The following is a 26,886-nucleotide window of genomic DNA, read 5'->3' on the forward strand; positions in this document are numbered from 1 at the left end:
CCGGGAACCAGCCGGAAAGGCCACCATGACACGCACCGACGCCGAGATCATCGAACGGTCGCGGCACGAGCCGGACGCCTTCGCGGCGCTGTTCGACCGGCACGCGCCGCACATCCGGCGGTACCTGGCGCGCAGGCTCGGCGACCAGGTCGCGGACGACCTCGTCGCCGAGACGTTCCTCACCGCGTTCGACAAGCGGCAGCGCTACGACCGGGCCAGGCCGGACGCCCGGCCGTGGCTGTACGGCATCGCCACCAACCTCGTCGGACGGCACCGCAGGCAGGAAGCGCGCCGCTACCGGGAGAGCGCGGCGGACACCGCCGGGCGGGTCCACGGCGACCACGCCGATCACGCCGACCGCGTCGCCACCGAGGTGACCGCGCGGGCCGTGCGGTCACTGCTGATCGGAGCGTTGGACGGGCTGTCCGCCGAGGACCGGGACGTGCTGCTGCTCGTGGCGTGGGAACAGCTGAGCTACGAGGAGGTCGCGGCGGCGCTGGCGATCCCCGTCGGCACGGTCCGGTCCCGCCTGCACCGGGCTCGGCGCAAGGTCAGGGAGGCGTTGGGCGGGCAGAACCCCACCGAGGTCGAGGAGTTGCTGAACCATGGATGAGCTGCGGTTGCTGCGCGAACTGGGTGACGAGACGCCCTTGCCCGACGACGCGTCGCTGGCGCCCGCGCGAGCGACCTTCCTGGCGGGCCTCGCTGGACGCCGTCGACCGCGACGGCGGTTCGCGCTGGTCGGCGCGTCGATCGGGACGGCGGCGGCCGTCGCCGCGACGATCAGCCTGCTGTCGTTCGGCCAGGTGCCGTCCGACGGGCAGGCGGCGTCCGACGGGCAGGCGGCGGCCACGCGGCCCGCTGCGGCACAGCCCGTGACCGACGCCGTGCGGCTGCTCAACCACGCCGCCCGGATCGCCCGCGCCGACACCACGCCCCCGCCGCGGCCCGACCAGTTCGTGTACCAGCGCGTCGCGATGGACGACGGGACCTGGACGGAGCACTGGCGGTCGGTCGACGGCACCCGTGACGGGGTGACGATCGACCACACCGGCCGCGAGACCGACCTCCCGGGGTGCCGGGACGGGCGGATGGGGGCGCTCGACGACAACTTCAAGATCGTGCCCGGTGCCACGCGGCCCTGCGCGCCGCACCCGGCGTACCTGTCCAACCTGCCGACCGACGTCGATGCCATGGTCGACTACCTGGAGGCGAACGACGAGAACACCTCGATCAGTTACGGAAACCCGCCCGGTTCCCTCGGGTGGACCGAGGGCACGTACGTGCCGCCGCTCTCCAGGGCCGCGCTGTACGAGGCGCTCGCCCGGGAGCCCGGGCTGGTGCTGGTGCCGGACGCCCGGGACGGAGCCGGACGCCGAGGGCTCGGCATCACCCTTCCCCTGCCACCCGGGTCGACCGCCGATCCGCGGGACACGGCGCTCGTGTTCGACCCGGACACCTTCGAGATGCTCGGCTTCGGCAACCTGGCGATCACCGCGACGACCATCGTGGACCAGCCGGGGCAGCGACCGTGAGGTGAGGGTGGGACCGGTCCGCCGGCGCGCGGCCGGTCCAAGCCGACTACGGTTGGTCACGTGGATCCGCGTGAGGATGACGACGACGAGGACGACTTCGACCCCGAAGAGTTCGACCCGGATGAGTTCGACTCGGAAGAGGACGAAGACGGGTTCGACGACGATGACGTCGAGGACGAGGACGACCTGTTCGGCGTGACCTCCGAACCCCGCACCATCTGCCACCTGTGCGGGGGTGCGGGTTTCACCGCCAACCCGATGTCCGCGGTGATCGGCGGCACACCCCGAACCGTCGACAACGGGCGCGAATGCCCGCACTGCGTGGGCGCCCGCAAGTTCCCGGGCCTGATCCCGCCGCTCTGACGCCCAGAAGCCGCTCAGACCCCAGGAGCCGTCAGACCCCAGGAGCCGTCAGACCCCAGGAGCCGTCAGGGCCCAGGCCGTCAGGGCCCAGGAGCCGTCAGGGTCCCCAGGAGCGGCCAGGGCCTCAGAATTGTCGGTCCCTTCTGGGAGAATAAAAACAGGGGTCCCCTGGCGAGGACCCCTGCGGAGCGTGGCCGGGCGCTGGTGGGCGCAACGGAGCGCCGGAGGCGCCCAAAAGCCTGGAAAAGCGTCCTCGCCGGACGGGCAGATCAGCAGGATGGCATCCCCCGGTTCCGTTCGGGGTTTCGTTGCGTCGGGAACTGCTGTTGCGTCGTGGGTCCGGGTTTCGTGTCATCCCACCGACCTCCCTCCGGGCTACCACACGCGTCAAGGGGGCGGTTCCAGCCCGACGCGCCGGTCATGCCGGAAGGTGCCCCCTTGACACGTGCGGTAGGGCAAAGCCAGGTCGGCGGGATGACACGAAACCCTCGCAGTGAAAAGCGGAAGCGCATCGCGGCCGCACATGCGCCGGCGCCGTTCGACCCCGCGCTCGTCGGCGACTCCCGCGCGGCTGACTGGCGGTCGTCATCTCCGGGTCATCGGTTCGAGGCGACTACTTCGGCGTCCCGGAACGCTTGAGGCGACAGGCCCAGCCAAGCGGTGATCAGGGCGCCGACCTGAACCAGGGCGCCCATCACCCACACCGCGCGCAAGCCGAACCCCGCTGCCACGAAGCCGCCTGCCAGCGCACCCAGCGGCGTCAGCCCCCAAGCGAGCGCCCGGTGGCTGGTCAGCACCCGGCCCAGCAGCGCGGGTGGGGTGAAGCGTTGGCGGCTGGATTGGGAGCAGACGTTCCACACCATCACGATCGCCGACTGGCTGAACATCACCACCCCGACCGCCCACGCCCACGGCGGCAGGACGGCGAACAGGCCGACCGTCACCACCATGCCCAGCTGGGCGAACCGCATCGACCACGCGTACCCCAGCCGGTCCACCACCCAGCCCACCACGAACGACGACACCACCCAGCCGGCCGCCATCACCGCCAGCATCACGCCGTACCCGACCGAGCCCAGCCCCAGCAGTTCCTTCGCGTACAGCACGAACATCGCCATCGTCGCGCTCGCCGCGAACGACCCGAGCGCCACCGCCACCGTGATCGACAGCAACAACCGCGTACCGACCAGGAACCTCAACCCTTCCGCGATGTCCCGCAACGGGTGCTTGGTCGACGGTGTCGCCGGAGCCGAGCGCAACCCCCTGACCAGCACCAACGCCGCCAGAGCCGCGACCACGGCGACCCACGCGGGTGTCCCGAGGCCGAACGCCACCAGGAACCCCGCCAACGGCGGCACGGCGAACTGCACCACGCCCCGGTCGATCACCATCAGCCGCGTGTTCGCCCTGGCCAACCCGCCCGGCTCGACCACCTCCGGCACCAGCGCGCCGCTCGCTCCGTCACCGAGGACCTGCGCCGACGTCACCACGAACGCCACGACCACCAGCAACGGCAGGCTCAACGAGTCCGTCACGCCCGCCACCGCCAACGCCAACGCCGCGCTCGCCTGCACCGCGTACGCCGACGCCAGCACGGTGGTCCGCCGCACCCGGTCGATCAGCACGCCCGCGAACAGCGAGAACACCAGCCACGGCGCCTGACCCACCACGTTGACCAGCGACAGCTGCCGCGGGTCCGAGGTGATCGTCGCCGCGATCCACGGCAACACCGACAACATCAGGCCTTCGGCCACCGAACCCGACACCGCGACGGCCTGCAGCCGCACCCACCCCCTGGACATGGTCCACACCCTGCCAACAAGGGCTGGCGGCGACGTACGTTTTAGCGTGGAGTGAACTCATGGCTCACCGCTTCGCCGTCTCACCGCTCTGGGAGACGATCGCCGGCCTGCGCGTGCTGGCCGCACCCGGCCTCTCCCCCGTGCACCAGCGCTGGGTGGCGTGGGCCGAGCAACGCCTGCTCGACCTGGGCGAGGACCACTCCCCGCTGCACCTCCTGGTCACCAGGCCCGTCATCCCCGAGTTCCTGATCCCGACCCCGGGCGTGCGGTCCGAACGCGTGGACGTGGAGATCGACGCCATCGCCAAGGCCACCCCCGAGCGGATCGCCGCGGCCATCGACCACCCTCCCCTGCCGGACGACGCCGTCGCCGCCATGCAGGAACGGCTGCGCGCCGTGCACGAGGCGATCATCGCGCCGGTCTGGCCACGGCTGGAAGGCGTCCTCCAAGGCGACGTGGAACGGCGCGGACGGCGGCTGGTCGAAGCGGGCGGCCCGACCGTGCTGGCCGAACTGCACCCCGACGTGTCGTACCGCAACCCGCGCCTGACCGTGGCGGACCGGACCGTCGACATCGGCGAGCGCGACCTGGTCCTGGTCCCCTCCGCCTTCACCTGGCCCCACGCCTACCTGCGCGACAGCCCCGTCCGCCTCGCCCTCTGCTACCCCGCGCACGGCTTCGGCTCGCTCTGGGAACGGTCGGACGCGCCCACCAGCGACGCGCTGGCCCGCCTGGTCGGCCAGACCCGTGCCCGCCTGCTGTGCGAGTTGGAACGCCCCAGCACGGTCACCGAACTGGCCACCCGACTCGGTGTCACGGTGGGCGCGGTGTCCCAGCACCTGGGTGTGTTGCGGGCAGCCGGTCTCGCGGTCAGCCGCCGTGAGGGGCGCGAGGTGGTGTCGTTGCGCACCGGGCTCGGGTTGGCGCTGGTCCGGGGCGAAGTACCCTGATACCCCGTGGGGGTCGTTTTGTCCGAAGCCGAGTGGACCGCGCGCCGTGACGCGCACGCGGACCGGGTGCGGCGCTGGACCGGGCCGCACCACGAGCGCAAGGCCACCGGCCGCAAGCACCCGGTGCTGGACTTCCTGTTCTCCTACTACTCGCACCGCCCGTCACGGCTGGAGCGCTGGCATCCCGGTCCGGGTGTCATCCTTAAGGGTGACGCGGCGCTCGCCTACCTCAAGTGGCCGGTCTACCGGCGCACCCCCGATGGCGTGACGCTGGACGTCGAGGCGTTCGCGCGGGACCGGGCCAACACGATCGGGTTCGCCGGGCGGCTGCTCACCGCGACCGCGGGCCGTGCGCCCAGGCTCGGCTGCTTCGGGCTGCACGAGTGGGCGATGGTCTACCGGCAGCGGCCGGAGCAGGTGCGGCACAACGCGTGGCCGTTGCGGCTGGGCAGCGAGGGCACCGACCGGGTGGTGGAGTCGCAGCGGGTGCAGTGCGGCCACTTCGACGCGTTCCGCTTCTTCACCCCGGGCGCACGGCCGCTCAACGCGGTGCAGCCGACCCGCGAGACCCAGGTCGACCTTGAACAACCCGGCTGCCTGCACGCGAACATGGACTTGTTCAAGTGGGCTTACAAACTAGACCCGGCGACGCCGTCGGAACTGGTCGCGGACTGCTTCGAGCTGGCCGTGCGGATCCGTGAGCTGGACATGCGGGCCAGCCCGTACGACCTGGCCGACCTCGGCTACGAGCCGGTGCTGATCGAGACCGCCGAGGGCCGCGCCGAGTACGCCCGGCAGCAGAGCGCGTTCGCCGAGGCCGCCAGGCCGCTGAGAACCCGGCTGATCGAGCTGACCGAGGTGCTGACGGCGGCTCCCGTCGCCGCTCGATGACCAGGAGTGACTTCACCCGATTCGCAGACGTCACCTGTTAGCGTGACGCCGGTCGGGATTCGCCAGCCGTATCCGGTCGGACGCTGAGAGGAAGACGATGTCTCGACACCGCGCGCTGCGGACGAAGGTGCGGCGCGGCATCGCGACGTGGCCCGTGGCCATCGTCGGCCTGGTGGTCCTCCTCGTGCTCGGGTGGCTCGGCTGGAGCTGGGTCGGCGGCCTCGTGGAACGCCGTGCGGCGGCGCAGGCGGGCGACTGCAACGAGGGCGAGGCGCTGCTCCGGATCGCCTCGACGCCCAGCGTCGCCGAGGCCGTCAAGCAGGTCGCCGAGGCGTGGAGCGAGCAGCGGCCCGTCGTCTACGACCACTGTATCCAGATCGAGGTGCAGTCGATCGACTCCGAGGTCGTCCTCGGCGGCCTGACCCAGGGCTGGGACACCGCCGAGATCGGCGAGCGCCCGCACGCGTGGGTGACCGACTCGATGCTGTGGGCCAACCGGCTCGGCGCGCAGAACGCCGCCCTGCTCGGCGGCGTCCCCGAGTCGATCGCGGCCAGCCCCGTGCTGCTCGCCCTGCACCAGGAACCCGCGCAGGCGGTCCAGTCCGGTGCCGGGTTCCGCTGGACCGACCTGCCCGACCTGGCGGGCGCGGCGGACGGCTGGGGCCGGTTCGGGCACCCCGAGTGGGGCCGGTTCACCGTCGCCATGCCCGACCCGGCGACGAACGCGGCCAGCGCGATGGCCGTGCAGTCGGCGCTGGCGGGCGCGAGCCCCGAGGGCAAGGGCCCGGTCACCGTCGAGATGCTGGCGCTGGAACCGGTGAAGGACACGATGAGCCGGTTGTCGTCGTCCAAGCCCTCGCAGACGCCCGCCACCACGTGGGAGGCGATGAAGCTGCTCGCCGACGACACCGCGGTCAACGCGGCCGGGTTCAGCGCCGTGCCGGTGTTCGAGGTGGACCTGTACCGGCACAACACCGGCAAGGACAGCGGCACGCCACCGTCGCAGCCGCTGTACGGGGTGGCGGCGGGCGGGCCGACGCCGATCGCGGACTTCCCGTTCGTGCCGCTGGCCGGCGACTGGGTCGGTGAGGCGCAGGTGCGCGCGGCGCAGGCGTTCCGCGAGTTCCTGCGCGAGGCCGACCAGCAGAAGATCCTGGCCGGCGCGGGCCTGCGGGTCGAGGCCACGACCGAGCGGCCCAAGCCGTCGCCGGGCATCCGGTGGGCCGCCGTCACGGACACGCTCACGCCCGCCGACGCGAACACGACCCAGCAGATCTCGGCCGCCTGGGCGACCGCGGGCGACGGCCAGGTCGTCACGGTGCTGGTGGACACGTCGAAGTCGATGGAGGAACCCGGCGGCGAGGGCCGCAGCCGGATGGACTGGGTGAAGCAGGCGCTGTCCGGGCAGGTCAACCGGTCGGTGTCCGGGTCGCTGGGGCTGTGGGAGTTCTCCCGCCGGCTCGACGGCGACAAGCCGTACCGGCAGCTCGTGGCCACCGGCCCGGTCGCCACCCAGCGGCAGGCGCTGCTGGACGGCGTGGGGAGGCTGGAGCCGCGCAGCGCGACCCAGCTCTACACCAGCGTGCTCGCGCTGTACGAGCGGATGCTGGCCGACTACCAGGACGGCAAGCGCAACCGGATCGTGGTGCTCACCGACGGCGTGAACGACGGCGGGCTGACGTTCGCCGAGCTGACGTCGCGGCTCGCGTCGGTCAAGCAGCCCGGCAAGGACATCGCGATCAGCGTCATCGCGATCGGCCCGGACCCGGAACGCGCACCGCTGTCCGAACTGGCCCGTTCCACCGGCGGCACGCTGTCGGTGGTCGGAGACGGCCGCGGCGTCGACGCCGCCCTCGGCCAGCTGCTGTCCGCCGACTGACCTCTCCGGACTGCCCTGCCGGCACCGGTCACGGCCCGTGGCACCGTCGCGGTCGAATTGCGCCGAACGAAGGAGAATTGCGCGGCATTCGGCCTGTTAAATAAACAGCACCCGATTCATTGCCGATCTTCCCGACACCGGATTCTTCCTGGCCGACCGCCATCCGCTGATCATCTTCGCTGTTCAGGACCACGCCGGAGCCGGTTGATAGGCGCCCAATGGTCTCGTAACTTCGAGTGCTTCGACGTCCCTGCTCCACGTCGATCCCCTGCACGCGAAAGGACGAACACCTTGCGGAAATTATTCCTGGCGCCTGCCCTGCTGGCGCTCGTGCTCGCCGTCCTCGTCGCACCGAACTCCCAGGGCTCCCTCGGCGAAGCCCACGCGACGACCGTCGTCGACCTGGCCACCGCGCCGGCCGACGTGCTGACCACCCCGCCCTCCGTGGCGGCGTGGCCCGTGCCGAACGCCCGGACCTACCGGATCCTCAGCTCCTGCTCGCCGTACGCGTCGGCGATCCGCACCGGCGCGCGGGCTTGGGCCAACCTGACCGAGAGCTCCAGCGGCACCCCGGTCGAGTGCCGCAACGGCTACATCACCGACTGCGGCGGCGGCAGTCGCGTGGTGGGCTGCAACTGGGGCGCGGGCCAGCGGATCGCGCTCTACATGGGCGGCGTGAACGACGACGCCCTCCTGGCCGCCCACGAGTTCGGCCACAACTGGTACGGCCACTCCTCGTACCAGTGCGCCGGCTGGGGCAGCGCGGCGCAGGTGATGGCGCCGTCCATCTGCAACTACAGCGGGGCCACCACGATCGACTGACGACCGGGCAGGCGCGTCCCGCGATGGGGCGCGCCTGCCTCCCGGTCACCCCTCGTACACGGCGGCCGTCGCGGCGATCCGGGCGATCACGCGGGTGCGCAGCTCCGGCGGCTCCAGCACCTCCACCTCCGGACCGAGGCGGAGCAGGTCGACCACCGCGTGGTCCAGGGACTCCACCGGCACCTGGACCGTCGTCCACTCGCCTCGGGGTTCGACGTCCTTGAGCTCGCGCGCGGCGGCCAGGCCGAGCAGGACCTGGGCGCCGCGCAGGCCGTTCGGCGTCATCCGAACGGTCACGCGCAGCGGGTACATCCGCTCCTCGAACCGCGTCGACCAGCCCGCCCAGTACTCGGCCAGGTCGAACCCCTCGGGCCGGTCGAACGACTCGTCCAGCGCGGTCAGCTCCACCACCCGGGACACGCGGTAGGTACGCAGGTCGTCCGTGCGGGCGACGAGGTACCAGGTGCCCGCCTTGAGCACGAGCCCCAACGGCTCCACCGTCCGCTCCACCTCGACCTGCGCCCACCGCACGTACCGGATCCGCAGCCGCCGCTGCTGCCACACCGCCTCCGCGATGGCGGCCACGTGCGGTGTGCCCTCGTTGCCGCGGAACCAGCCGGGCGCGTCCAGGTGGAACCTCTCCCGGATCCGCGCCGCTCGTGACCGCAGCTCCGGCGGCAGCGCCGCGAGCACCTTGAGCTGCGCCGCCGCCACCACCGCGCCCAGCCCGAGCTCGGCCGCCGGCCCCGGCATCCCGGCCAGGAACAACGAGTCGGCCTCCTCGGTGGTCAACCCGGTCAGCCGGGTGCGGTAGCCGTCGACCAGCCGGTAGCCACCCGCAGGTCCGCGGTCGGCGTACACGGGCACTCCGGACGCCCCGAGCGCCTCGACGTCCCGGTACACCGTGCGGACCGACACCTCCAGCTCGTCCGCCAGCTCCTGCGCCGTCATCCGGCCGCGTGACTGGAGCAGGAGGAGCAGGGACAGCAGCCGACTCGCGCGCATCCCGCCATCCTGACAGGACTTGTCAGGTATGCCCGGCAAGCTGCGCGGCATGACCACCGCACAGGCCAACGCCGAGATGAACAGCTGGGACGAGCACACGTGGGACGGCAAGCGCTACGACGAGGTCACCGGCCCGAAGCAGACGACCGGTGGCATGACCGTCGCGTACACCGGTGACCTGGAGGCAGTGGGTGACCTGCGCTTCGTCATGTCGTACCCGGACGACGACTCGTGCGTCTCGACGGGCTACGAGGTCGTCACCGGCACCCTGAACGGTCGAGGCGGCAGCTTCGTCCTGCACCACGCGGGCGGCTTCCGCGACGGCGTGGCGGACGCGACGTTCACCGTCGTCTCGGCGACCGGCGACCTCGCGGGCCTCACCGGCACGGGCCGCGTCACGTGGGCGCAGGGCGAGCCGGGCCGGTTCACCCTGGACTACGAGATCGCCTGATCGAGCACCCGAGGACGCTCACCCCGCAGCCGGTCGCGGACTGCCGGCGAACACGGAAGCACCCATCCGCAATTCTGCGGCCATTGCCGCGGATAACAGTCGGCGCGCAATCGCCATCTCGAGTATTGACCGGCGGCGCCGCGCGGCGGAGGATCTTTGTCCACCACCACTGTCGAGCACTCCGTGACAACTGCTCCGAACGGTGCAACATGACGGGGAACGCCGGTACGCGCACCGAGGGTCGGCAGGATTTCGCCGTCGCCTTCGACTTCTTCGGCACGCTGGTCGAGATCGACCGGGACGTGCCGACCTTCGCGGAAGTGCTGACGCGGAACGGCTTTCCCTGTCCGGAGTGGCTCGCCTCGATCTTCACACCGGAGGCGTACAACGGCGTCCGCACCCACCGCGAACCACCCACCGCCGACCAGTACGAACGATGGCGCCGCCGCCTGCTCGCCGACTTGGCGCGGTGTTGCGCAGTACCCGCGGACGCTGTCGGCGACCTGGTCCACGAGATGATCGAACTGGACCGGAAGTGGACCGTGAAAGCGAAGTCCCAGGCCGGTGACCTGCTCTCGTGGTTACACGCCAACAACGTCCGGACCGCTATCTGCTCGAACTGGGACTACGACCTCGCACCATATCTGCGACAGGCCGGCTTACCCACTCCGGACGTGACGGTGACCAGTGCCGAAGTGGGCGCGCGCAAGCCGCACCCGGCACTTTTCGCCGCGCTGTCCCAGCGATTATCGAGTCCTCCCGAGCGGATAGTGTTCGTCGGGGACGACCTGCGGTGCGACATCGCCGGGGCAGCGAACTCCGGCATGCGGGCGGTGTGGTTGACCGCGACCGCGGAACCCGTGTCGCCCGACTCCCGGATCAACGCGTGCGCCGACCTCGCCGAGGTGTGGGAAGTCGTGTCGAGCCACCTCGGACTGGCGGCGGACCGGTGACGGGCACGATGGGCGTGCCGGTGGGGATGGTGAACAGGCGAGCTTTCTGGGACGCATGCCCATCGGTGCTGTCCGACGACCAGGTCGACGCGACGAGGATCCCCGCCCAGACCTTCGCCGACACGATCGCGGACTTCCACACCCGCATCGACGCGTTGAGCCCTGCCGTGGCCGCGACGATCGAGAAGATCCGCAACGGCGCACCGATCGTCCGGCTCGCCCACCAGCCGAACCTGTTCCCGCACCTGAACCTGCTGGCGCAGATCTACTACGTCGACTACTTGACCGAACACCGTCCCGACGTCGCACCGGTGGTGCTGATCGTCGACCAGGACGACGTGTCGGACCGCTGGCTGCACACGTCGCTGAGCTGGTCGCGGGACGCGCCGGGCACGCTCGTCAGGCACAGCACCAAGCCGTACCTGCCCAATCGGCGCCGCATCATCTCCCGCACGCGGCTCGCGGTCGACGCGGTGGTGCGGGTGCAGGCAGCGGCGGCGCACTACCTGTCGACCCTGTCGCCACAGCGCTCGCCCGAGCACTGGAGGTCACTGCTGTGGCCGCGACAGCACCGGGAGTGCTCCGACGTCGACCTGACCGAGTTCCACTCGGCGCCGCTGGTGCGTTCCCTGGCGAACACGCACGGTCTGCCTACGGCCTTCTGCCCGCTCAGCCGCCTGTACACCCGGGCCGGTCCGGCGGCTTCGCTCATCCTGAACCGACTCGTGGAACTCGACCCCGCTTTCCGCGACCACCTCCCGCTGTGGTCCGTCTGTGATTCCTGCAGCACCCGCAACGACCTCACGGCCCTCGGCGACGATTACCTCTCGCGGTGTCGCGTGTGCGGATCGGAGGCGAAGTTCCCCGTGACCGACCTCCTGCTGGACCCGGAGAGGTTCCCGAGCACCCGGACCGCACCGAAGGTCCTGCTCGACACCTTGCTCGACTACACCGCCCTGCCCACGCTGGGCGGGTCGAACTACCTGGGCGGACGCAGCCACCTGGAAGTGTCGACGGCATTGGCGGCCGAGTTGTTCGGCTGGTCGCCGTTGGAGGCCTGCTGGCGCGGCAACCCGGTCGACTCGTCCGTGATCGACCGGGACATCTCCGCCCGGGTGCGGTTGTCGGCTCCGGCGCACCGAGCCGCCCACGCGCACCTGACCGGCCGAATCAGCATGCTCTCGATGCTCACCGACGAGAACATGCTGACAAGACTGCGGGATGCGGTATCCGAAAAAGCTGATCGGATGACATCCGGTCACCCGGACGCGGTCACCCTGGTGCTTGACAGGGACAGTATGTGGCTCAACGATCCGAGCCTGAAGGACTTCAGGGAAAGAATTACGGGATCGGTCGACAACGAAAGGAGTGCTCGTGAAATCGGCAGTGGACCGGGCGCGAGAGGTCATCGGCTCGAACAAGTACATGACGCTGGCCACCACGGATGACGAAGGACCCTGGGCCGCCGGGATCGCCTTCACCGTGATCGGCCTGCGCGAGCTCTACTTCATCTCCCAGCGCAGTTCGCGACACGGCCGGGCGATCGCGGCCAACGGCCTCGCGGCGGGCGCGATATTCAACTCCACGGTGGCGCCTGACGACGTCGAGAGCGTGCAGTTCTCCGCTGTCTGCCGCGATGTCGGTGACGACGCCGAGCAAATCCGGCGGGTGCTCGAACTGTCCGGTACCTGCGCAGGGGAACCCGCTTCGGAAGAAGAGGTCCGACGCATCGAGAACGACCCCGAGAAGGGCGTCTTCATCTTGCAGATCCAAGACATGTACGTGCTCGACCAAGTGGCGTGGGCCGAGTCGCAGATCGACGCACGGGAACAGGTCGATCCCGGCTTGGTCTTCGCCGGGATATGGAGAGAAAACGGTGAGTGACTTATCCAGGCCGATACGTCACTTCCACCACGACGGCACGGTCCGGCACGAACTCGCCAGGCGGCCGTTCCTGCCGTTCGACGCCCGATTCGCGGATGTGCTGATCCGCGACTTCGCCATCCCGGCGTTGAGGTGGCTGCACGGCCACTCGACCGGCGCGGCGCCGTCGACGCTGGTGTCCGCGCACGCCGAGGTGGCGATGACCGCCTCCGCCACGATCGAGCTGATCACCAAGGCGAACGGCGCGGCCATCGACGCTGCCCGGGAGGACCTGCTGGTGAAGTGCGTGGACGGCGTCGTGTGGCTCTACCGACAGGCAACGTTCCACGAAGACGGCACCTGTTGTTTCGACCACAGCTCCTATGACACCTCGACAGTGGCGCGCGCGCTGTTCGACGCGCTGCGGCACGAGTCGCTCGTCGAGGAACTCGCGACCCGGGGCATCCCTTCGATGGACAAAGTCATCCTGGGGTCGGCCCGCTGGCTCCTGGTGCGGTTCGACCAGGCCGACCGCGGCGACATCGGAGCCATGCTGAACCCGTCGGAGTACGCGCAGATCGGGCGTGCGCTGGCCGTGTTGACCGAGCGGTACGACCTGGACGAGCACGTCGGCGCGCACACCCGGTACCAGACCTGCTCGGAGGTCATCAGCAGGATCCTCATGACGCTCTTCGAGCGGAAGAGCGAGCGCATGGTGGACGTGACCCCCGAGGGCGGCGGCAACAGGACTCTGGCGATCTGGTGGGACGACTTCTTCGGAACCTCGGAGGTCCTCCTCTTCCTCGGCGCGGTGAGTGACTCGGCCGACCACGGCCGGACGGTGCTCACCGCCGTCGAACGAGCCATGATCCGTGAGTGCATCGCACGCTGCTTCCTGCTGGTGGAGCACTCCCAGGCGGACGGCCTTTGGGGCGGTTACCTCGACACGGTGGGCGTCTTGAACGCCTACGTCTCCATCAGCGAGAACAGCAAGCGCCTGTTCAACGAAGGCCGCGGCAGGCACCAACTCGTGGCGCAGCCGCGCATCGTCTTCCGCGCCGTCCGCTGGGTGTGCGACCCCACCCAGCGCAGCTCGGACGGAAGCGTCCTCCACACGGCCTGGCTCACCACGTTGTTCGTCATCGCCCTGGTCCGGGTAGCCACCATGTGGGAGTACTCCGACCGGACGGTCGGCGAGTTGTACGACGACCTCAGCATGGCGATGGACCGGGGCATCTCCGAACACCGGGCGAGCCAGATCTCCGCCATCCTGGACCGGGAGAACGCGCTGGAGAAGCTGGCGGCGGAGTCCGCGCTGCTCCACCGGGCCAGGGCGGTGTCCAGCCACCTGAGGTGGGTGCGGTCGCGCTTCGCGCTCACCGTGCTGGTGATCGTCCTGGGCGGCGCCACCGCGACATCCGTCGGCACCCTGGGCGGGATCTTCACCGTCGAGTTCCACTCGAAGAACACCGCCGACGTGCTCAGCCTCGTCGCGCTCACCACAGCGGGCGTGTTGGCGATCATCACGGTGCTGTGGTCGGTCGGACGCCCACCGGAGTGACGGAGAGACCATGGACGTGCTCATCGTCGGCGGCTTCGAACCGTCGGGCCACGACTCGACCGCCACCGCGCTGGCCCAGGCGGCGGTGCGACGAGGACACCGGGTGCACGCCTGGAACTGGCGGGAGGTCCTGCCCGGGGTCGACACCCACCCGGTGTTCCACCTCCACCGGCGGGCGATCCCGGCGGGAGCGCCGCACGCGTGCGGGATCCTCGACAGCGAGGCGATACCCGAGGCGCTCGGTCCGGACCTGGCGCACCTGCTCCCGGATCCCGCCGACTACGACGTGGTGTTGTCCGCCCATCCCTGGTCCACCGCGGTGGCCATCACGGCGATGGAGTCGGTGACGGGCACCATGCTCGTCGACTGCCACGGCGAGTTCGCCCCGTTCCCCAACGGCTTCCACGAACGGGTCGACCTGTACGTCGGTGGCCGGTTGTCGCGATCGGTCCCGGCGTGGGTCCGCCGGCGGTGCGTGCCGACCGGCGTGCCGGTCCGCGCACAGTTCGGCCGGGACCGGCGTCCGAAGGAGCCCAAGCTGGTCCTGCTGGGAGGTTCGGCCGGCCACGCGATCACCGAGACCGCCCGGCTCGCCGCCGGTGTGGCCGAGCGCGTCGGGGCACGGCAAGTGGTCGCGATCGCGCCGAACGACGAGGTCGCGTCCTCCTGGCGGACGGCCGGAATCCCGGATGTGGCCGTGGAGCCGACGGACATCAGCTCCCAGCTCGCCGACGCCACCTGGTTGATCACGAAGGCGAGCGGTCCGCCGGTCGCCGAAGGGCTCGCCAGCGGGTGCCAGGTGCTCTGCCCGCCGTCCGGTGTCTTCTGGGAGGACGAAGCACGCGCGTACCTGAGTGCAGAGCGCGTCGTCCACCCCCTCGCGCCCCTCGGGGCAGTGCCGAGTCGGGTGGACGTCGACGTCGAAGCGGCACGGCGCGTCGCACAGGAGTGCGTCGACGCGGGTTCGGCGATCTGGACGAGCATCGAACAGCGCTTCCGGACCGACGCCGCACCGACACCGGTCGAGCCGGCCGAGGTGGAGCTACTCGCCCGGCTTCGCGCCGAAGCGCTGCGGTGGCCGGAGGAGAACGCCGCGCTGCCCGCGGTCAGCGCGGCGTTGGCCGACATCATCGACAAGTGGTAGCGCCGAGCCGCCCCGTCGAGAAGCGGTGGCGCCAAGCCGTTCCGACGTGGGCGGAACGGGGTTCCGGCACCCGCGTGCGCGGTGCGACGCGGGTGCCGGCCGGATCAGCCATCAGCCGCCGTAGGCCGAGACCGGCGGGCAGGAGCAGACCAGGTTGCGGTCGCCCTTGGCGCCGTCGATGCGGCGCACCGGGGGCCAGATCTTCGGCGCCGAGGTGCCCGCCGGGAACACCGCCACCTCGCGGCTGTACGGGTGGTCCCACTCGGTCGCGATGGAGGCCGCCGTGTGCGGCGCGTTGCGCAGCGGGTTGTCGTCCACCGGCCACTCGCCCGAGCCGACGCGGTCGATCTCGTGCTTGATCGCGATCATCGCGTCGATGAACCGGTCGATCTCGCCCAGGTCCTCGCTCTCCGTCGGCTCCACCATGAGCGTGCCCGCCACCGGGAACGACATGGTCGGCGCGTGCAGCCCGTAGTCCGCCAACCGCTTCGCCACGTCGTCCACCGTCACGCCGGTCGCCTTGGTGATCGGCCGCAGGTCGAGGATGCACTCGTGGGCCACGAACCCGCCCTCGCCGGTGTAGAGCACCGGGAAGTGCTCGTCCAACCGCCGTGCCACGTAGTTCGCCGCCGCGACGGCGGTGAGGGTGGCGCGGCGCAGGCCGTCCGCGCCCATCATCCGCACGTACGCCCACGAGATCGGCAGGATCGACGCCGAACCCCACGGCGCGGCGCTGATCGGGCCGACACCGGTCGCCGGACCGGCGGTCGGCTGCAACGGGTGGTTCGGCAGGAACGGCGCCAGGTGGGAGCGCACGCCGATCGGCCCGACACCCGGACCACCGCCGCCGTGCGGGATGCAGAACGTCTTGTGCAGGTTCAGGTGCGACACGTCCGACCCGAACTTGCCGTACTGGGCCAGCCCGATCAGCGCGTTGAGGTTCGCGCCGTCCACGTACACCTGGCCACCGGCGTCGTGCACCAGCCCGCACACCTCGCGCACGGTGTCCTCGTACACGCCGTGCGTCGACGGGTACGTGATCATGATGGCGGCCAGGTCGTCCCGGTGCGCGTCGATCGTCGACCGCAGGTGCTCGATGTCCACGTTGCCGTGGTCGTCGCACTTGACCACCACGACCCGCATCCCGGCCATCACGGCGGACGCGGCGTTGGTGCCGTGCGCGCTGGACGGGATCAGGCACACGTCGCGGTGGTCGTCGCCGTTGGCGCGGTGGTAGGCGCGGATCGCCAGCAGGCCCGCGAACTCGCCCTGGCTACCCGCGTTGGGCTGCAACGACACCGCGTCGTACCCGGTGACCTCGGCCAGCCACCGCTCCAGGTCACCGACGATGCTCAGCAGCCCCTCGGCGTCCGACGCGGGCGCGAACGGGTGCAGGTCGGCGAACTCCGGCCACGTGATGGGCTCCATCTCGGCCGTGGCGTTGAGCTTCATCGTGCACGAGCCCAGCGGGATCATGCTGCGGTCCAGCGCCACGTCCTTGTCCGACAACGACCGCAGGTAGCGCAGCAGCGCGGTCTCGGAGCGGTGCGAGTGGAACACCGGGTGGGTCAGGTAGTCGCTGGTGCGGCGCAGGTCGGCGCAGATGCCGTCGGCGGTGTCGGCGTCCAGGCCGTCCACGTCGGCGACGGTCACGCCGAACGCCTTCCACACCAGGTGCAGGTGCTCGCGCGTGGTGGTCTCGTCGCACGCGATGGACACCACGTCGTCGTCCACCTGCCACAGGTTCACGCCCAGGTCGCGCGCGGCGGACACGACGGCCGAGGCACGACCCTCGACGCGGGCGCGCACGGTGTCGAAGAACTCGCCGTGCACGATCTCGACGCCGCCCTCCAGCAGGCCGGCGGCCAGCACGGTCGCCATCCGGTGGGCGCGGGTCGCGATCGCCTTCAGGCCCTCCGGACCGTGGTACACCGCGTACATCGAGGCGATCACCGCGAGCAGGACCTGCGCGGTGCAGATGTTGCTGGTCGCCTTCTCCCGGCGGATGTGCTGCTCGCGCGTCTGCAGGGCGAGGCGGTAGGCGAGCGAGCCGTCCGCGTCCACGGACACGCCGACCAGCCGTCCGGGCAACTGCCGCTCCAGGCCCTGTCGCACGGCCATGTAACCGGCGTGCGGCCCGCCGAACCCGATCGGCACGCCGAAGCGCTGCGTGGTGCCGATGACGACGTCCGCGCCGATCTCGCCGGGCGGGCGCAGCAGCGTCAACGCCAACAGGTCGGCGGCGACCACGGCCTGCGCGCCCGCCTTGTGGATCTCCTCGACCACCGACGCGTGGTCGCGCACCACGCCGGACGCGCCCGGGTAGGACAGCAGCACGCCGAAGAAGTCACCGCCCAGGCCGAGCCCTTCGATGCCCTGCGACAAGTCGGCGGTGACGATCTCGATGCCCAGCGGCTCGGCGCGCGTCTCGATGACGGCCAATGTCTGCGGCAGCGTGTCGGCGTCCACCACGAACTTGTTCGACTTCGACCGGCCCGCGCGGCGCACCAGCGTCATCGCCTCGGCGGCGGCGGTGGACTCGTCCAGCATCGAGGCGTTGGCCAGCGGCAGACCGGTCAGGTCGGCGACCATCGTCTGGAAGTTCAGCAGGGCTTCGAGCCGGCCCTGGGAGATCTCCGGCTGGTAGGGCGTGTACGCGGTGTACCAGGCGGGGCTCTCCAGCACGTTGCGGCGGATCACCGGCGGGGTGGTCGTGCCGTAGTAGCCCAGGCCGATCATCTGCGTCATCGGGCGGTTGCGGGCGGCGAGGGCGCGCAGCTCGGCCAGCGCCTCGGTCTCGGTGGCCGGCGCGGGCAGGTCCAGCACGAGGTCGCGTTCGCGGATCGACTCGGGGACGGCGTGCTGCGCCAGTTCCTCCAGCGAGCCGACACCGATCACGTCGAGGATGCGGGCCAGCTCGGCGGGCCGCGGGCCCACGTGCCGGTCGGCGAACGGGGTGCCGTGCTCGAGTGCGGCGAGGGGGATGCGGTCCTGCGTCATCGGTGCTGGCCTCCAGGGCTCCGGACAGACTTCTGCCGTTGCCCTCCCCCTCTGTCTTCTGCCCGACGTCGGGCGCCTGAGAGCTTCACCCGGTGGTCCGGGCTTGCACCGTCGGCGGGGTCGAGCGGTCGTGCCCGACCCGCTTTCCAGAGGCGTCTCACCCGCACGGTCCTTGCGCCTGAGAGGTTCCGGGGAGGATTTGCTCCTTCGGCGCCGAGACTGGCTCGGACTCTCCCGCACGGGATAAAGCGACTACGCGCGAAATCGTACCTGTCACGGGGGTGTGCGGTACCGCCGGCGCGACGTGGATCTCAGTGCCGCGCACCGGTTCCGCCTACCGCCGGGTCAGCCGATGGCCCTGGTGCGGCGGCGACGGGACAGCTCGTCGTCGGCCGCTTCCACGATCTCGGCCCCGTCCGCGCGTTCGGCGGGGAAGTCGTGGATCGTGCCGCTGATCTCCCGCATCGCACCGGAGACCGCGATGCCGAACACCCCTTGGCCGCCTTGGAGCAGGTCCACGACCTCCTCCGGCGACGTGCACTCGTAGACGGTGGTGCCATCGCTGAACAGCGTGATCCGGGCCAGGTCCTGCACGCCGCGGCGGCGCAGGTGGTCCACCGCGACCCGGATGTTCTGCAGCGAGACACCGGTGTCCAGCAGTCGCTTGACGACCTTGAGGACCAGGATGTCCTTGAACGAGTAGAGCCGTTGGCTGCCGGAACCGTGGGCGCTCCTTATGGTGGGGTTGACCAACCCCGTGCGCGCCCAGTAGTCCAGCTGGCGGTAGGTGATGCCCGCGATCTGGCACGCGGCGGGGCCGCGGTACCCGACCAGTTCGTCCGGCAGCGAGGAGTCCGGGAACAGCTCACCCTGTTCGCCGGATCCGGCCCGGATGGGCGCTTCCTCGACCACGCCTGCCTCCCCTCGGTCCGGTCACGACGACCGGCGACCAACGTGAAGCCGCCGCGGTGCCCGAATCACACCGTGGCAATTCACCTGAGTTCGACGGTAAGACCGGCTAGGGGGCAGGTCAACGCGACGCGCGGGGCGTGTCTGACCTCAACGTGAGGTTGAGGTTGAGAGAGACGCCTGTCGTAAGCCATTCGGGTGACGTTTAGTGATCGTTTAGCGGCGGGGTGCTGACGTTGTGTAACCCGGAGGTGTGACACCTGGAGGTGGCACGCGGGGTTGATCCACAACGCACCGCGCACGCTTGCGGAGGGCCGTTCACGGCTCCGCGCCGACGTTTTCGGCCCTTCGCAGGTGGCGGTGGGTGGGGGCGAAAAGCTTTCAAGCGTCCTCGCCGGACGGGCAGATCAGCAGGATGACATCCCGTTCGTTCCGTCTCCGTCTTGTTCCGTCGGGAACTCCCGCTGGGTTGGTGGTCCCGGGGTACGTGTCATCCCACCGACCTCCCTCCGGGCTACCACACGCGTCAAGAGGGCGCCCGAAGTTGGAGTATCAGGCAACGCTCGCACGAGGCCCCCTTGACACGTGCGGTAGGGCTACGCCAGGTCGGCGGGATGACACGAACCCCTACCTCTGCAAAGCGGCCGCACCCGCCCCGGGCCCGCTCGACCCCGCGCCCGATCGCGACCCCCGGCACGTGCCACTGGCGGCGCTGTTTGCCCTTCCAAAGGTAGGGCTTCGTGTCATCCCGCCGACCTGGCTTTGCCCTACCGCACGTGTCAAGGGCGGCGCGTCCAACTTCGACTGTCACTTCACTGGAGCCTCGCGCCGCCCTTGACACGTGTGGTAGCCCGGAGGGAGGTCGGTGGGATGACACGGAGTCCGGGACCACGACCCAACAGGACATCCCCGACGGAACAAGACCGAGACGGAACGAACGGGAGGTCATCCTGCTGATCTGCCCGTCCGGCGAGGACGCTTGAAGGCTTTTCAAGCCGTCCACCGCGAGCCAAGGCGCCAGCTACATGCCCCGGCGTGGCCTACGTGTCGGCCCCGCGGAAGTCCTCGGGCGAGACGGAGTCGAGGAACTCGCGGAACTTCTCGACCTCGTCCTCCTGCTCGTCCGGGATGATGAGGCCGGCCTCGGCCAGCACCGACTCCTCCGCGTGGATCGGCACGCCGATCCTCAGCGCCAGCGCCACCGAGTCACTGGGCCGAGCGGACACGCGGATGTCGCCGTCGAACACGAGTTCCGCGAAGTAGGTGCCCTCCTGCAAGTCCGTGATCCGCACCTGCTCCAACTGCCGGCCGAGGGCTCCGATGACGTCCTTGAGCAGGTCGTGCGTCAACGGCCGGGCAGGACGGACACCTTGCTGCTCCAACGCGATCGCCGTGGCCTCGACCGATCCGATCCAGATCGGCAGGTACCGTTCGCCCTCGGTTTCGCGCAGCAGCAGGATCGGCTGGTTGGCGGGCAGTTCCACCCGCACGCCGACGACGCGCATCTCGCTCATCGGGTCTCGCCTCCCTCAGCGCGCTGAAATTCTGGCGTCCCCGCTACCAACGAGGATCCCCCACGTACTCTTTCGACGCTACCCGCCAAGCGGGCCCTGTGCGCAACCGCCCGCCCTCATCGGATCACGATGCGGACACGCGTTCACCTCGGCGAAACAGGCCGACCGGTGACGTCACGCAGGCCAACCTTCACCAACAGTGTGTGCAGCGTTACGGAAAGCGCCGCCAGCTCCCGCACCACGTCCTCGCGGTCGCGTTGCCGGTGGGCCGCGCCGACGGCCTGCTCGACCAGCCCGACCTCGCGGTCCGCCGCGGCGCGGAACGGCCGCAGGTGGCGTGCTTCCAGGCCGTGCTCGGCCATCGCCCGCACGGTCGAGGCGATCTGCACCGCCTCGTGGTCGTAGAACCCGCCCGCACCGGCCCTGATCAGGCCGAGCTGCTCCAGCTCGACCAGCACCCCGGCTTCGATGCCCGCCCTCGCCAGCAGGTCCTCGCGGGTCACCCGGTGCCCGACCGCCGGGGACGGGTCGACCGCGCGCAACGCCTTCGCCGCGCTCTGGTCGGCCGCGTCCAACTGCTCCTTGATGACCTTCAGCGGCAGGTACCGGTCCCGCTGGGCGGACAGCACGTACCGCAGGCGGTCCACGTCCGCGGCCGTGAACTGCCGGTACCCCGATGCCGTGCGCGCCGGGCGGACCAACCCCTCCGACTCCAGGAACCGGATCTTGGAGATGGTGACGTCGGGGAAGTCGGGCCGCAGCTGCGCCAGCACCACCCCGATGCTCAACCCCCCGCGTGGCCGCCCGGCCGCCGTCACCGGAGCCCCATCGCTCAGGCCCCCTGGCCCCCGGCGCCCGGACCGGTCAGGAACACCAGGCGGAACTTGCCGATCTGCACCTCGTCGCCGTTGGCCAGCACCGCCTGGTCGACGGGCTCGCGGTTGACGTAGGTGCCGTTCAGGCTGCCCACGTCGATGACCACGAACTCACCACCTTCACGGCGGAACTCGGCGTGGCGACGGGAGACCGTCACGTCGTCGAGGAAGATGTCGCTGTCGGGGTGCCGCCCCGCGCTGGTCGTGTCGCGGTCCAGCAGGAACCTCGACCCCGCGTTGGGGCCGCGCTTGACCACGAGCAGCGCCGACCCGGCGGGCAGCGCGTCGACGCCCGCGACGGCAGGCTCCTGGGCGGGCGCCTCGGCGCCCTCGACCTCGGCGAGGAAGTCCGCCCGGAAGACGGAGGTCCGCTCCGGGGACTGCTCTGGCGGAACGCCTGGCCCGTCGTTCGTGCTCACCTGAGCTCTCCTCCTGCTGCTGGAACCGTCGAGACCGCTAGAACCTATCGTGCCCGAACCCTTGTCTGAGGAGCGGCTCCCCCACCGACCGAAGAGCCGCCGGAAGATCGACGTCACTCCCCCGCCACCAGCTCCTGGTACGCCGCGGCGTCGAGCAGGTCGTCGACCGCGGTCGGGTCCTCCAGCCGCAATTCCACCATCCAACCCTCGCCGTACGGGTCGGAGTTCACCAGGTCGGGCTGCTGGTCGAGCGAGTCGTTGCGGGCGACGACCTCGCCCGCGAGCGGCGCGTAGATGTCCGACACGCTCTTGGTCGACTCCACCTCGCCCAGCGTCTGACCGGCGGCGACCTGCTCGCCGAGTTCCGGGAGCTGGACGAACACGACGTCGCCGAGCTGCTCCTGGGCGTAGTCGGTGATGCCCACTCGCACGGTGTCCTCACCCGTGCGCAGCACCCACTCATGTTCCTCGGTGTACTTGAGCTCCTCGGGAATCACCGCGGTGTGCTCCTTCAATGACGGTGGATCAACGCTCCGCCGGATCTTCCCACGTCGCTGTTCAGGCCGGCGCGACACCCGGCCGTCGCCGCATCGCGAGGGTGAACTGGTACACGTACAGCACCCCCGACCACAGGTACAGGGCACCGCCCCAGACCATGAACGCGTAGGCCACCGGACGGGCGACCTGGGCGGCCGTGGAGGCGCCCTGGGCGAGCAGGAGCATGGGGAACGCGTAGAGCAGGTTGAACGTGGCGGCCTTGCCCAGGTAGTTGACCTCGAACGGGCGGTAGCCGCGGGCCCGCAGCACCGGCAGGCAGACGCCGACGACGAGCTCCCGGCCGACCAGCACCGCGGCCACCCACCACGGCACGATGCCGCGCACGACGAACGCGACCAGCGTGGCGAGGATGTAGAGGCGGTCGGCGGCGGGGTCGAGCAGGGCGCCGAGCCTGCTCGCCTGGTCGAGCCACCGGGCGATCTTGCCGTCGAGCCAGTCGGACAGGCCCGCCGCGACCAGCACGACCAGCGCCCAGCCGTCGGCGTGCGGGCCGAGCAGCAGGTAGAGGAACAGGGGCACGCCGAGCAGCCGCAACACGCTCAGCGCGTTCGGGATGGTCAGCAGCCGGTCGGCGGGATCGTGCGACACGTCCGCACTGTAGTTGGCCGCCCGGCGTGCCCCGGTGGTCGACTCGCGGACCCGGGGTCCGCGGTGCCCGACCCGGCGGCCTCAGTTGTCCGAACGGGTGCGGCTCCAGCCGCGGCGTTGCAGTTCGGCGCCGCTGAGCGCGTGCGGACGACCTCGGTCGTCGACGCCGACCCAGCGGGCCCGGAAACCTTCGAGCACGTAGGCGTGGCCCTTGCTCCAGACCACGCTGCAGGGGGCTGTGGGCAGCGCCGCCGCGCCTGTGGTGCCGGCACGCGCCGCCCTGGGCTTCGCGGGCTCGGACTCGGTTTCCGTTCTGGTGCTCATGTGAATCCCTCCACCAGGGTTGTCGCTCACGGCTCTCGTGGCGTTATCCCCGTCACCCGATTCTGCGCGACTGTGGTCGAGACCACCTCCGCGTTCGTGCCCTGTCGCGGCCGGCGGCCGGTTGCGTCGCCGAGTTGCGCGTGACGGGTGGGAACGCTTCCCTTGAGGTGTAACCGGCCCCCGCGGTACCAAACCGTTCACCGTCCGTGGTCCGCCGCACACCGAATGGCGCACTACACTGGTGCCTATCAGGTAGCCACCCCCGTGCTTGTGGTGCCGCGACGGGCTACGTACGGTGGGTGGCGCAGCGGTTGAGCCAACAGCCGCGCCGGGAAGTCCGGCTAGCGGGGAACCGTTTCCGCCACGCTGCTGTTCAGTGCCGCGCGCACGTCATCGTGCGTCCGGGCTTCCCACCCAGCGGTTCGAAGCTGAAGAGGAGTGCCTCGTGACCGTTCAGGATCCGAACGTCGTGGCGACGAGCGGACCCGAGTCCGCCGCGGCCGACAACCCGCGGGCCGGGCAGCTCGGGCTCGACGTCCGCACCGCGGGCGACGGTGTCACCGTGCTGGCCGTGAGCGGTGAGGTCGACATGCTGACCGCCCCGCAGCTGCGCGCGGACGCGCTGCGCCACCTCGACGACGGCCGCACCCTGGTGCTGGACCTGTCCGGGGTGAGCTTCCTCGGCTCGGCCGGGCTGGCGGTGCTGGTGGAGGCATCGCAGCAGGCCAAGCGCCGAGGTGCCGAGTTCCGCGTCGTGGCGGTGGAACGCGCGGTGACCCGCCCGCTGGTCGCGACCGGCCTGGGTGAGGTGTTCAGCGTGTTCGAGTCGGTCGACCAAGCGCTGGAGGCCGACGGGTCCTGACGGGCCGGGTCGGACGGAGCCGGGGCTAGACGTGCGGCACCAGGTCGACGACTTGGTCCACGCCCGCCGCGACCAGTGCGCGGCGGGCGTGACCCTGTTCGGGTGCCCGCACGACGACCCGGTTGCCCGCCGCGGCGGCGGCCTCCGCGACCGCGCGCAGGCTGCGGATCAAGCCGTCGTTGCGCTCGCCGAGGGCGCGCAGGTCCACCACCACCGGCACGGTTCCGCCGCGGGCGGCGGTGAGGATGCGGCGGCGGACGGCGGGCGCGGCCTGCGCCGGCACGTCGCCGCGCACGACGACCTCGACCCAGCCGTCCCGCGCGGTGACGTCCACGGGGTCGGCCGGCGGTGGTGCGGCGGGCTGGGAGTCGCGAGACGCGTGCTTGGGCGCGAGGACCAGCGTGACGGTGGTGCCGCCCGCGCCTCGGTCGACCTGCACCTCGTCGACGTTCTCCCGCATCAGCAGCAGCCCGCGGCCGCGGGCGGTCAGGGTGGGCGGCGGCACGCGCCAGCCGCCGCGGTCGGCGACGACGACGCGCACGCTGCCGTCGGGCCGGGCGTGGGCGTCGATGTGCACCAGGCCGTGCTCACCGGGTCTGTACGCGTGCTCGACGGCGTTGCTGGCTGCCTCGTTCACCGCGACCAGCAGGTCGTACCGGTCGTCCTCGGCCAGTCCTTCGGCGGCCAACCAGGCGTCGAGCCGAGCACGGACCGCCGAGAGTTGCCCGGCCTGTGCCGGGAACTCCGCTCCCCAGTGGTGGTCCGCGAGTTGATCGGTCAATGGGCCTCCCCGTCGCACCAGTCAGTCTTCCCAGCCCGCGCGTCGGCTACACGTGTGAGCGACGATCAATTCGGGTACCGATAGCTTCAGCAGCACAACGAGACAGAACGGACGACGAGGTGAGCGTGTCGCACACTGAGCCGCGAAGCGGTGAGTCGGATAACGCCCTGGCCGGGGTCGAGTTGCGGATGGCGGCCGACCCCACGCAGCTGTCGATCGTCCGAGCCGTGGCGGCGGACATCGCCATGAGGCAGGACTTCGACCTTGATTCCATCGAGGACCTGAAACTGGCGGTGGACGAGGCGTGCTCGACCCTCATCTCCCTGGCCGACCAAGGAGCCGTGCTCAGCGCCCAGTTCGTGGTGGTGGACGGTTCGGTGCAGGTGTTCACCAAGGTGGGGTCGCAGCGGTCGGCGCCACCGGACCGGGACAGCTTCGGCTGGCGGGTGCTGAGCGCGCTGGTCGACTCGGTCACGACGTGGGTCGCGCCGCAGGCGGACGCGTTCGAGGTGCACATCGACCTGGTCAAGCGGTCGTTGGGGACGGTGGATGCGTGACGGGGTCGGACGGGGGCACGACACGGTCCGGCACCCAGGGTGACTACGACCACCTGGCGCCGCTGTTCGTGCGGCTCGCCGCGACCGCGAAGGACGACCCGGAGCGGGAGCGGCTGCGCGACGAGCTGGTGACCGAGCACCTGCCGGTGGCCAAGCACATCGCCCGGCGGTTCGGGCACCGCGGCGAGCCGCACGACGACCTGGTGCAGGTGGCCACGGTCGGGCTGATCAACGCGGTGGACCGGTTCGACCCGGAGCGCGGTAGCGACTTCCTGTCGTTCGCGGTGCCGACGATCATGGGCGAGGTCCGCAAGTACTTCCGGGACTCGAGCTGGTCGGTGCGCATGCCGCGGCGGCTCAAGGAGCTGCACCTGGCGATCAACGCGGGGTCGGCGCGGCTGTCGCAGGAGCTGGGCCGGGCGCCCACGCCCAGTGAGCTGGCGCAGCACCTCGGGTTGAGCCGCGAGGAGATCCACGAGGGGCTGGCGGCGGGCAACGCCTACCACAGCGCGTCGCTGGACGACCTGCTGGTGGCCGACGACAGCTCCATCTCGCTGGGCAGCACGCTCGGCGAGGAGGACCCGGAGCTGGAGGCGATCGAGCAGCGGGAGGCGCTGCACCCGCTGCTGGAGAAGCTGCCGGAGCGGGAGCGCAAGATCGTGGTGATGCGGTTCTTCGGGAACATGACGCAGACCCAGATCGCGCAGAAGGTCGGCATCTCGCAGATGCACGTGTCGCGGCTGCTGGCCAAGACGCTGCGGCAGTTGCGCGAGGGGCTGACCGAATAGGACGGACCACGGCACTGAGGCCGCCTGACCACGGTGTCAGGCGGCCTCGCTGCGTTCGTGGGGCCTGCGGGCGTTCGTGGGGCCTGCGGGCGTTCGTGGGGCCTGCGGGCGTTCGTGGGGCCTGCGGGCGGCCTTCGTGCGTTCATGGGACCGGCGGCAACCCTTGGGAGGCGGCACGGGTCGGGTGACCGGTCAGGCGGCGGAGCGGCGCCGGTTGGCGATGATGCGGCGACGCTCGTCCTCGCCCATGCCACCCCAGACGCCGTAGGGCTCCTGGACGGCCAGCGCGTGCTCCCGGCACGGGTCGACCACCGGGCAGCGGGCGCAGAGCTGCTTCGCCTTGTCCTCTCGGGCGGCTCGGGCGGAGCCGCGCTCGTTGTCCGGGTGGAAGAAGACCGCGCTGTCACGGCCTCGGCACAGCCCTTCCTTCTGCCAGTCCCAGACGTCGGTCACGGGCTTGGGCAAGCGCGCGGTGCTGGTCATCGGGTGAAC

28 protein-coding genes and 1 riboswitch are annotated in these 26,886 nt (G+C 70.7%); of the genes, 16 read left to right on the forward strand and 12 right to left on the reverse strand.

Annotated elements, in window-relative coordinates; genetic code table 11:
* Positions 1 to 25 precede the first annotated feature (25 nt).
* Genes A6A25_RS15345 through A6A25_RS44025 form a run of 3 tightly spaced genes read left to right on the forward strand, consistent with a single transcriptional unit; the run spans position 26 to position 1,898 of the window.
* Positions 26 to 613: an RNA polymerase sigma factor gene (locus A6A25_RS15345; RefSeq protein WP_073890242.1), complete on the forward strand. Its 588-nt coding sequence runs from the start codon at positions 26 to 28 to the stop codon at positions 611 to 613.
* Positions 606 to 1,535 (forward strand): CU044_5270 family protein, encoded by a 930-nt coding sequence (locus A6A25_RS15350; protein WP_073890243.1) that lies wholly within the window; start codon positions 606 to 608, stop codon positions 1,533 to 1,535. The genes A6A25_RS15345 and A6A25_RS15350 overlap by 8 nt, the downstream gene beginning before the upstream one ends.
* Before the next feature lie 60 nt (positions 1,536 to 1,595).
* A complete protein-coding gene (locus tag A6A25_RS44025) occupies positions 1,596 to 1,898 on the forward strand; it encodes a hypothetical protein (protein WP_073890244.1) in 303 nt (100 codons plus the stop codon).
* Between the two features lie 596 nt (positions 1,899 to 2,494).
* Here the strand turns inward: A6A25_RS44025 and A6A25_RS15360 are convergent.
* On the reverse strand, positions 2,495 to 3,700 hold the full coding sequence (locus A6A25_RS15360) for an MFS transporter (RefSeq protein ID WP_073890245.1): 1,206 nt from the start codon (positions 3,698 to 3,700) through the stop codon (positions 2,495 to 2,497).
* Positions 3,701 to 3,759: 59 nt separating this feature from the next.
* Here A6A25_RS15360 and A6A25_RS15365 point away from each other — a divergent pair, with 59 nt between their 5' ends.
* From A6A25_RS15365 to A6A25_RS15380, 4 genes are all read left to right on the forward strand, one after another.
* Complete coding sequence (locus A6A25_RS15365; protein WP_073890246.1) at positions 3,760 to 4,650, forward strand: ArsR/SmtB family transcription factor; 891 nt, start codon at positions 3,760 to 3,762, stop codon at positions 4,648 to 4,650.
* A gap of 6 nt (positions 4,651 to 4,656) precedes the next feature.
* Positions 4,657 to 5,541 (forward strand): 3-methyladenine DNA glycosylase, encoded by an 885-nt coding sequence (locus A6A25_RS15370; protein ID WP_073890247.1) that lies wholly within the window; start codon positions 4,657 to 4,659, stop codon positions 5,539 to 5,541.
* A gap of 97 nt (positions 5,542 to 5,638) precedes the next feature.
* Complete coding sequence (locus A6A25_RS15375) at positions 5,639 to 7,420, forward strand: substrate-binding domain-containing protein (protein ID WP_073890248.1); 1,782 nt, start codon at positions 5,639 to 5,641, stop codon at positions 7,418 to 7,420.
* Positions 7,421 to 7,711: 291 nt separating this feature from the next.
* Entirely contained in the window at positions 7,712 to 8,242 is a 531-nt protein-coding gene (locus A6A25_RS15380) for a hypothetical protein (protein WP_073890249.1), read from the forward strand.
* Between the two features lie 45 nt (positions 8,243 to 8,287).
* Here A6A25_RS15380 and A6A25_RS15385 read toward each other — a convergent pair whose 3' ends face one another.
* Positions 8,288 to 9,247 (reverse strand): helix-turn-helix transcriptional regulator, encoded by a 960-nt coding sequence (locus A6A25_RS15385; RefSeq protein WP_073890250.1) that lies wholly within the window; start codon positions 9,245 to 9,247, stop codon positions 8,288 to 8,290.
* Positions 9,248 to 9,296: 49 nt separating this feature from the next.
* Here A6A25_RS15385 and A6A25_RS15390 point away from each other — a divergent pair, with 49 nt between their 5' ends.
* From A6A25_RS15390 to A6A25_RS15415, 6 genes are all read left to right on the forward strand, one after another.
* The gene (locus A6A25_RS15390) at positions 9,297 to 9,698 is read left to right on the forward strand and encodes a DUF3224 domain-containing protein (RefSeq protein ID WP_073890564.1); all 402 of its coding nucleotides are present in this window, start codon (positions 9,297 to 9,299) and stop codon (positions 9,696 to 9,698) included.
* Between the two features lie 209 nt (positions 9,699 to 9,907).
* Positions 9,908 to 10,651 carry an HAD family hydrolase gene (locus tag A6A25_RS15395; RefSeq protein ID WP_073890253.1) on the forward strand — a complete coding sequence of 248 codons (744 nt, stop codon included), beginning with the start codon at positions 9,908 to 9,910 and terminating at the stop codon, positions 10,649 to 10,651.
* 29 nt (positions 10,652 to 10,680) lie between these two features.
* On the forward strand, positions 10,681 to 12,099 hold the full coding sequence (locus tag A6A25_RS15400; protein ID WP_143193180.1) for a hypothetical protein: 1,419 nt from the start codon (positions 10,681 to 10,683) through the stop codon (positions 12,097 to 12,099).
* On the forward strand, positions 12,026 to 12,535 hold the full coding sequence (locus tag A6A25_RS15405) for a pyridoxamine 5'-phosphate oxidase family protein (RefSeq protein ID WP_143193181.1): 510 nt from the start codon (positions 12,026 to 12,028) through the stop codon (positions 12,533 to 12,535). Before A6A25_RS15400 ends, A6A25_RS15405 begins: the two co-directional genes overlap by 74 nt.
* Complete coding sequence (locus A6A25_RS15410) at positions 12,528 to 14,075, forward strand: hypothetical protein (protein ID WP_073890261.1); 1,548 nt, start codon at positions 12,528 to 12,530, stop codon at positions 14,073 to 14,075. The genes A6A25_RS15405 and A6A25_RS15410 overlap by 8 nt, the downstream gene beginning before the upstream one ends.
* A gap of 10 nt (positions 14,076 to 14,085) precedes the next feature.
* Positions 14,086 to 15,219, forward strand: a complete 1,134-nt coding sequence (locus A6A25_RS15415; RefSeq protein WP_073890265.1) for a hypothetical protein — start codon at positions 14,086 to 14,088, stop codon at positions 15,217 to 15,219.
* 111 nt (positions 15,220 to 15,330) lie between these two features.
* On the opposite strand, the gene gcvP is transcribed toward A6A25_RS15415, so the two are convergent.
* The 8 genes from gcvP to A6A25_RS15455 all read right to left on the reverse strand — a co-directional run bounded on the left by gcvP (position 15,331) and on the right by A6A25_RS15455 (position 23,406).
* Positions 15,331 to 18,219, reverse strand: a complete 2,889-nt coding sequence (gene gcvP / locus A6A25_RS15420; protein ID WP_073890268.1) for an aminomethyl-transferring glycine dehydrogenase — start codon at positions 18,217 to 18,219, stop codon at positions 15,331 to 15,333.
* Between the two features lie 156 nt (positions 18,220 to 18,375).
* Positions 18,376 to 18,466, reverse strand: a riboswitch (glycine riboswitch).
* A gap of 98 nt (positions 18,467 to 18,564) precedes the next feature.
* Positions 18,565 to 19,131 (reverse strand): MerR family transcriptional regulator, encoded by a 567-nt coding sequence (locus tag A6A25_RS15425; protein WP_053720859.1) that lies wholly within the window; start codon positions 19,129 to 19,131, stop codon positions 18,565 to 18,567.
* A gap of 1,037 nt (positions 19,132 to 20,168) precedes the next feature.
* Positions 20,169 to 20,642, reverse strand: a complete 474-nt coding sequence (locus tag A6A25_RS15430; protein WP_053720858.1) for a bifunctional nuclease family protein — start codon at positions 20,640 to 20,642, stop codon at positions 20,169 to 20,171.
* A gap of 143 nt (positions 20,643 to 20,785) precedes the next feature.
* Complete coding sequence (ftsR, locus tag A6A25_RS15435; protein ID WP_073890272.1) at positions 20,786 to 21,460, reverse strand: transcriptional regulator FtsR; 675 nt, start codon at positions 21,458 to 21,460, stop codon at positions 20,786 to 20,788.
* A 14-nt stretch (positions 21,461 to 21,474) separates the two neighbouring features.
* Complete coding sequence (gene garA / locus A6A25_RS15440; protein WP_033427969.1) at positions 21,475 to 21,936, reverse strand: glycogen accumulation regulator GarA; 462 nt, start codon at positions 21,934 to 21,936, stop codon at positions 21,475 to 21,477.
* Positions 21,937 to 22,049: 113 nt separating this feature from the next.
* Positions 22,050 to 22,433, reverse strand: coding sequence for a glycine cleavage system protein GcvH (gene gcvH / locus A6A25_RS15445; protein WP_073890566.1), 384 nt, complete (start codon positions 22,431 to 22,433; stop codon positions 22,050 to 22,052).
* A 61-nt stretch (positions 22,434 to 22,494) separates the two neighbouring features.
* Positions 22,495 to 23,082 (reverse strand): CDP-alcohol phosphatidyltransferase family protein, encoded by a 588-nt coding sequence (locus tag A6A25_RS15450; RefSeq protein WP_073890276.1) that lies wholly within the window; start codon positions 23,080 to 23,082, stop codon positions 22,495 to 22,497.
* A gap of 81 nt (positions 23,083 to 23,163) precedes the next feature.
* Positions 23,164 to 23,406 carry a hypothetical protein gene (locus A6A25_RS15455; protein ID WP_073890279.1) on the reverse strand — a complete coding sequence of 81 codons (243 nt, stop codon included), beginning with the start codon at positions 23,404 to 23,406 and terminating at the stop codon, positions 23,164 to 23,166.
* Between the two features lie 445 nt (positions 23,407 to 23,851).
* On the opposite strand from A6A25_RS15455, the gene A6A25_RS15460 reads away from it, so the two are divergent.
* A complete protein-coding gene (locus A6A25_RS15460; RefSeq protein WP_073890283.1) occupies positions 23,852 to 24,268 on the forward strand; it encodes an STAS domain-containing protein in 417 nt (138 codons plus the stop codon).
* Positions 24,269 to 24,293: 25 nt separating this feature from the next.
* On the opposite strand, the gene A6A25_RS15465 is transcribed toward A6A25_RS15460, so the two are convergent.
* Positions 24,294 to 25,049: an ATP-binding protein gene (locus A6A25_RS15465; RefSeq protein ID WP_073890286.1), complete on the reverse strand. Its 756-nt coding sequence runs from the start codon at positions 25,047 to 25,049 to the stop codon at positions 24,294 to 24,296.
* Positions 25,050 to 25,174: 125 nt separating this feature from the next.
* Here A6A25_RS15465 and A6A25_RS15470 point away from each other — a divergent pair, with 125 nt between their 5' ends.
* Both A6A25_RS15470 and A6A25_RS15475 read left to right on the forward strand, forming a co-directional pair.
* Positions 25,175 to 25,606: an ATP-binding protein gene (locus A6A25_RS15470; protein ID WP_073890569.1), complete on the forward strand. Its 432-nt coding sequence runs from the start codon at positions 25,175 to 25,177 to the stop codon at positions 25,604 to 25,606.
* Positions 25,603 to 26,394 (forward strand): SigB/SigF/SigG family RNA polymerase sigma factor, encoded by a 792-nt coding sequence (locus tag A6A25_RS15475; RefSeq protein ID WP_073890290.1) that lies wholly within the window; start codon positions 25,603 to 25,605, stop codon positions 26,392 to 26,394. Before A6A25_RS15470 ends, A6A25_RS15475 begins: the two co-directional genes overlap by 4 nt.
* A 192-nt stretch (positions 26,395 to 26,586) precedes the next feature.
* On the opposite strand, the gene A6A25_RS15480 is transcribed toward A6A25_RS15475, so the two are convergent.
* The gene (locus A6A25_RS15480) at positions 26,587 to 26,877 is read right to left on the reverse strand and encodes a WhiB family transcriptional regulator (protein ID WP_053720850.1); all 291 of its coding nucleotides are present in this window, start codon (positions 26,875 to 26,877) and stop codon (positions 26,587 to 26,589) included.
* Positions 26,878 to 26,886: the final 9 nt, after the last annotated feature.

The sequence above is a fragment of the Saccharothrix sp. CB00851 genome, from assembly GCF_001905065.1.
Classification (GTDB): domain Bacteria; phylum Actinomycetota; class Actinomycetes; order Mycobacteriales; family Pseudonocardiaceae; genus Actinosynnema.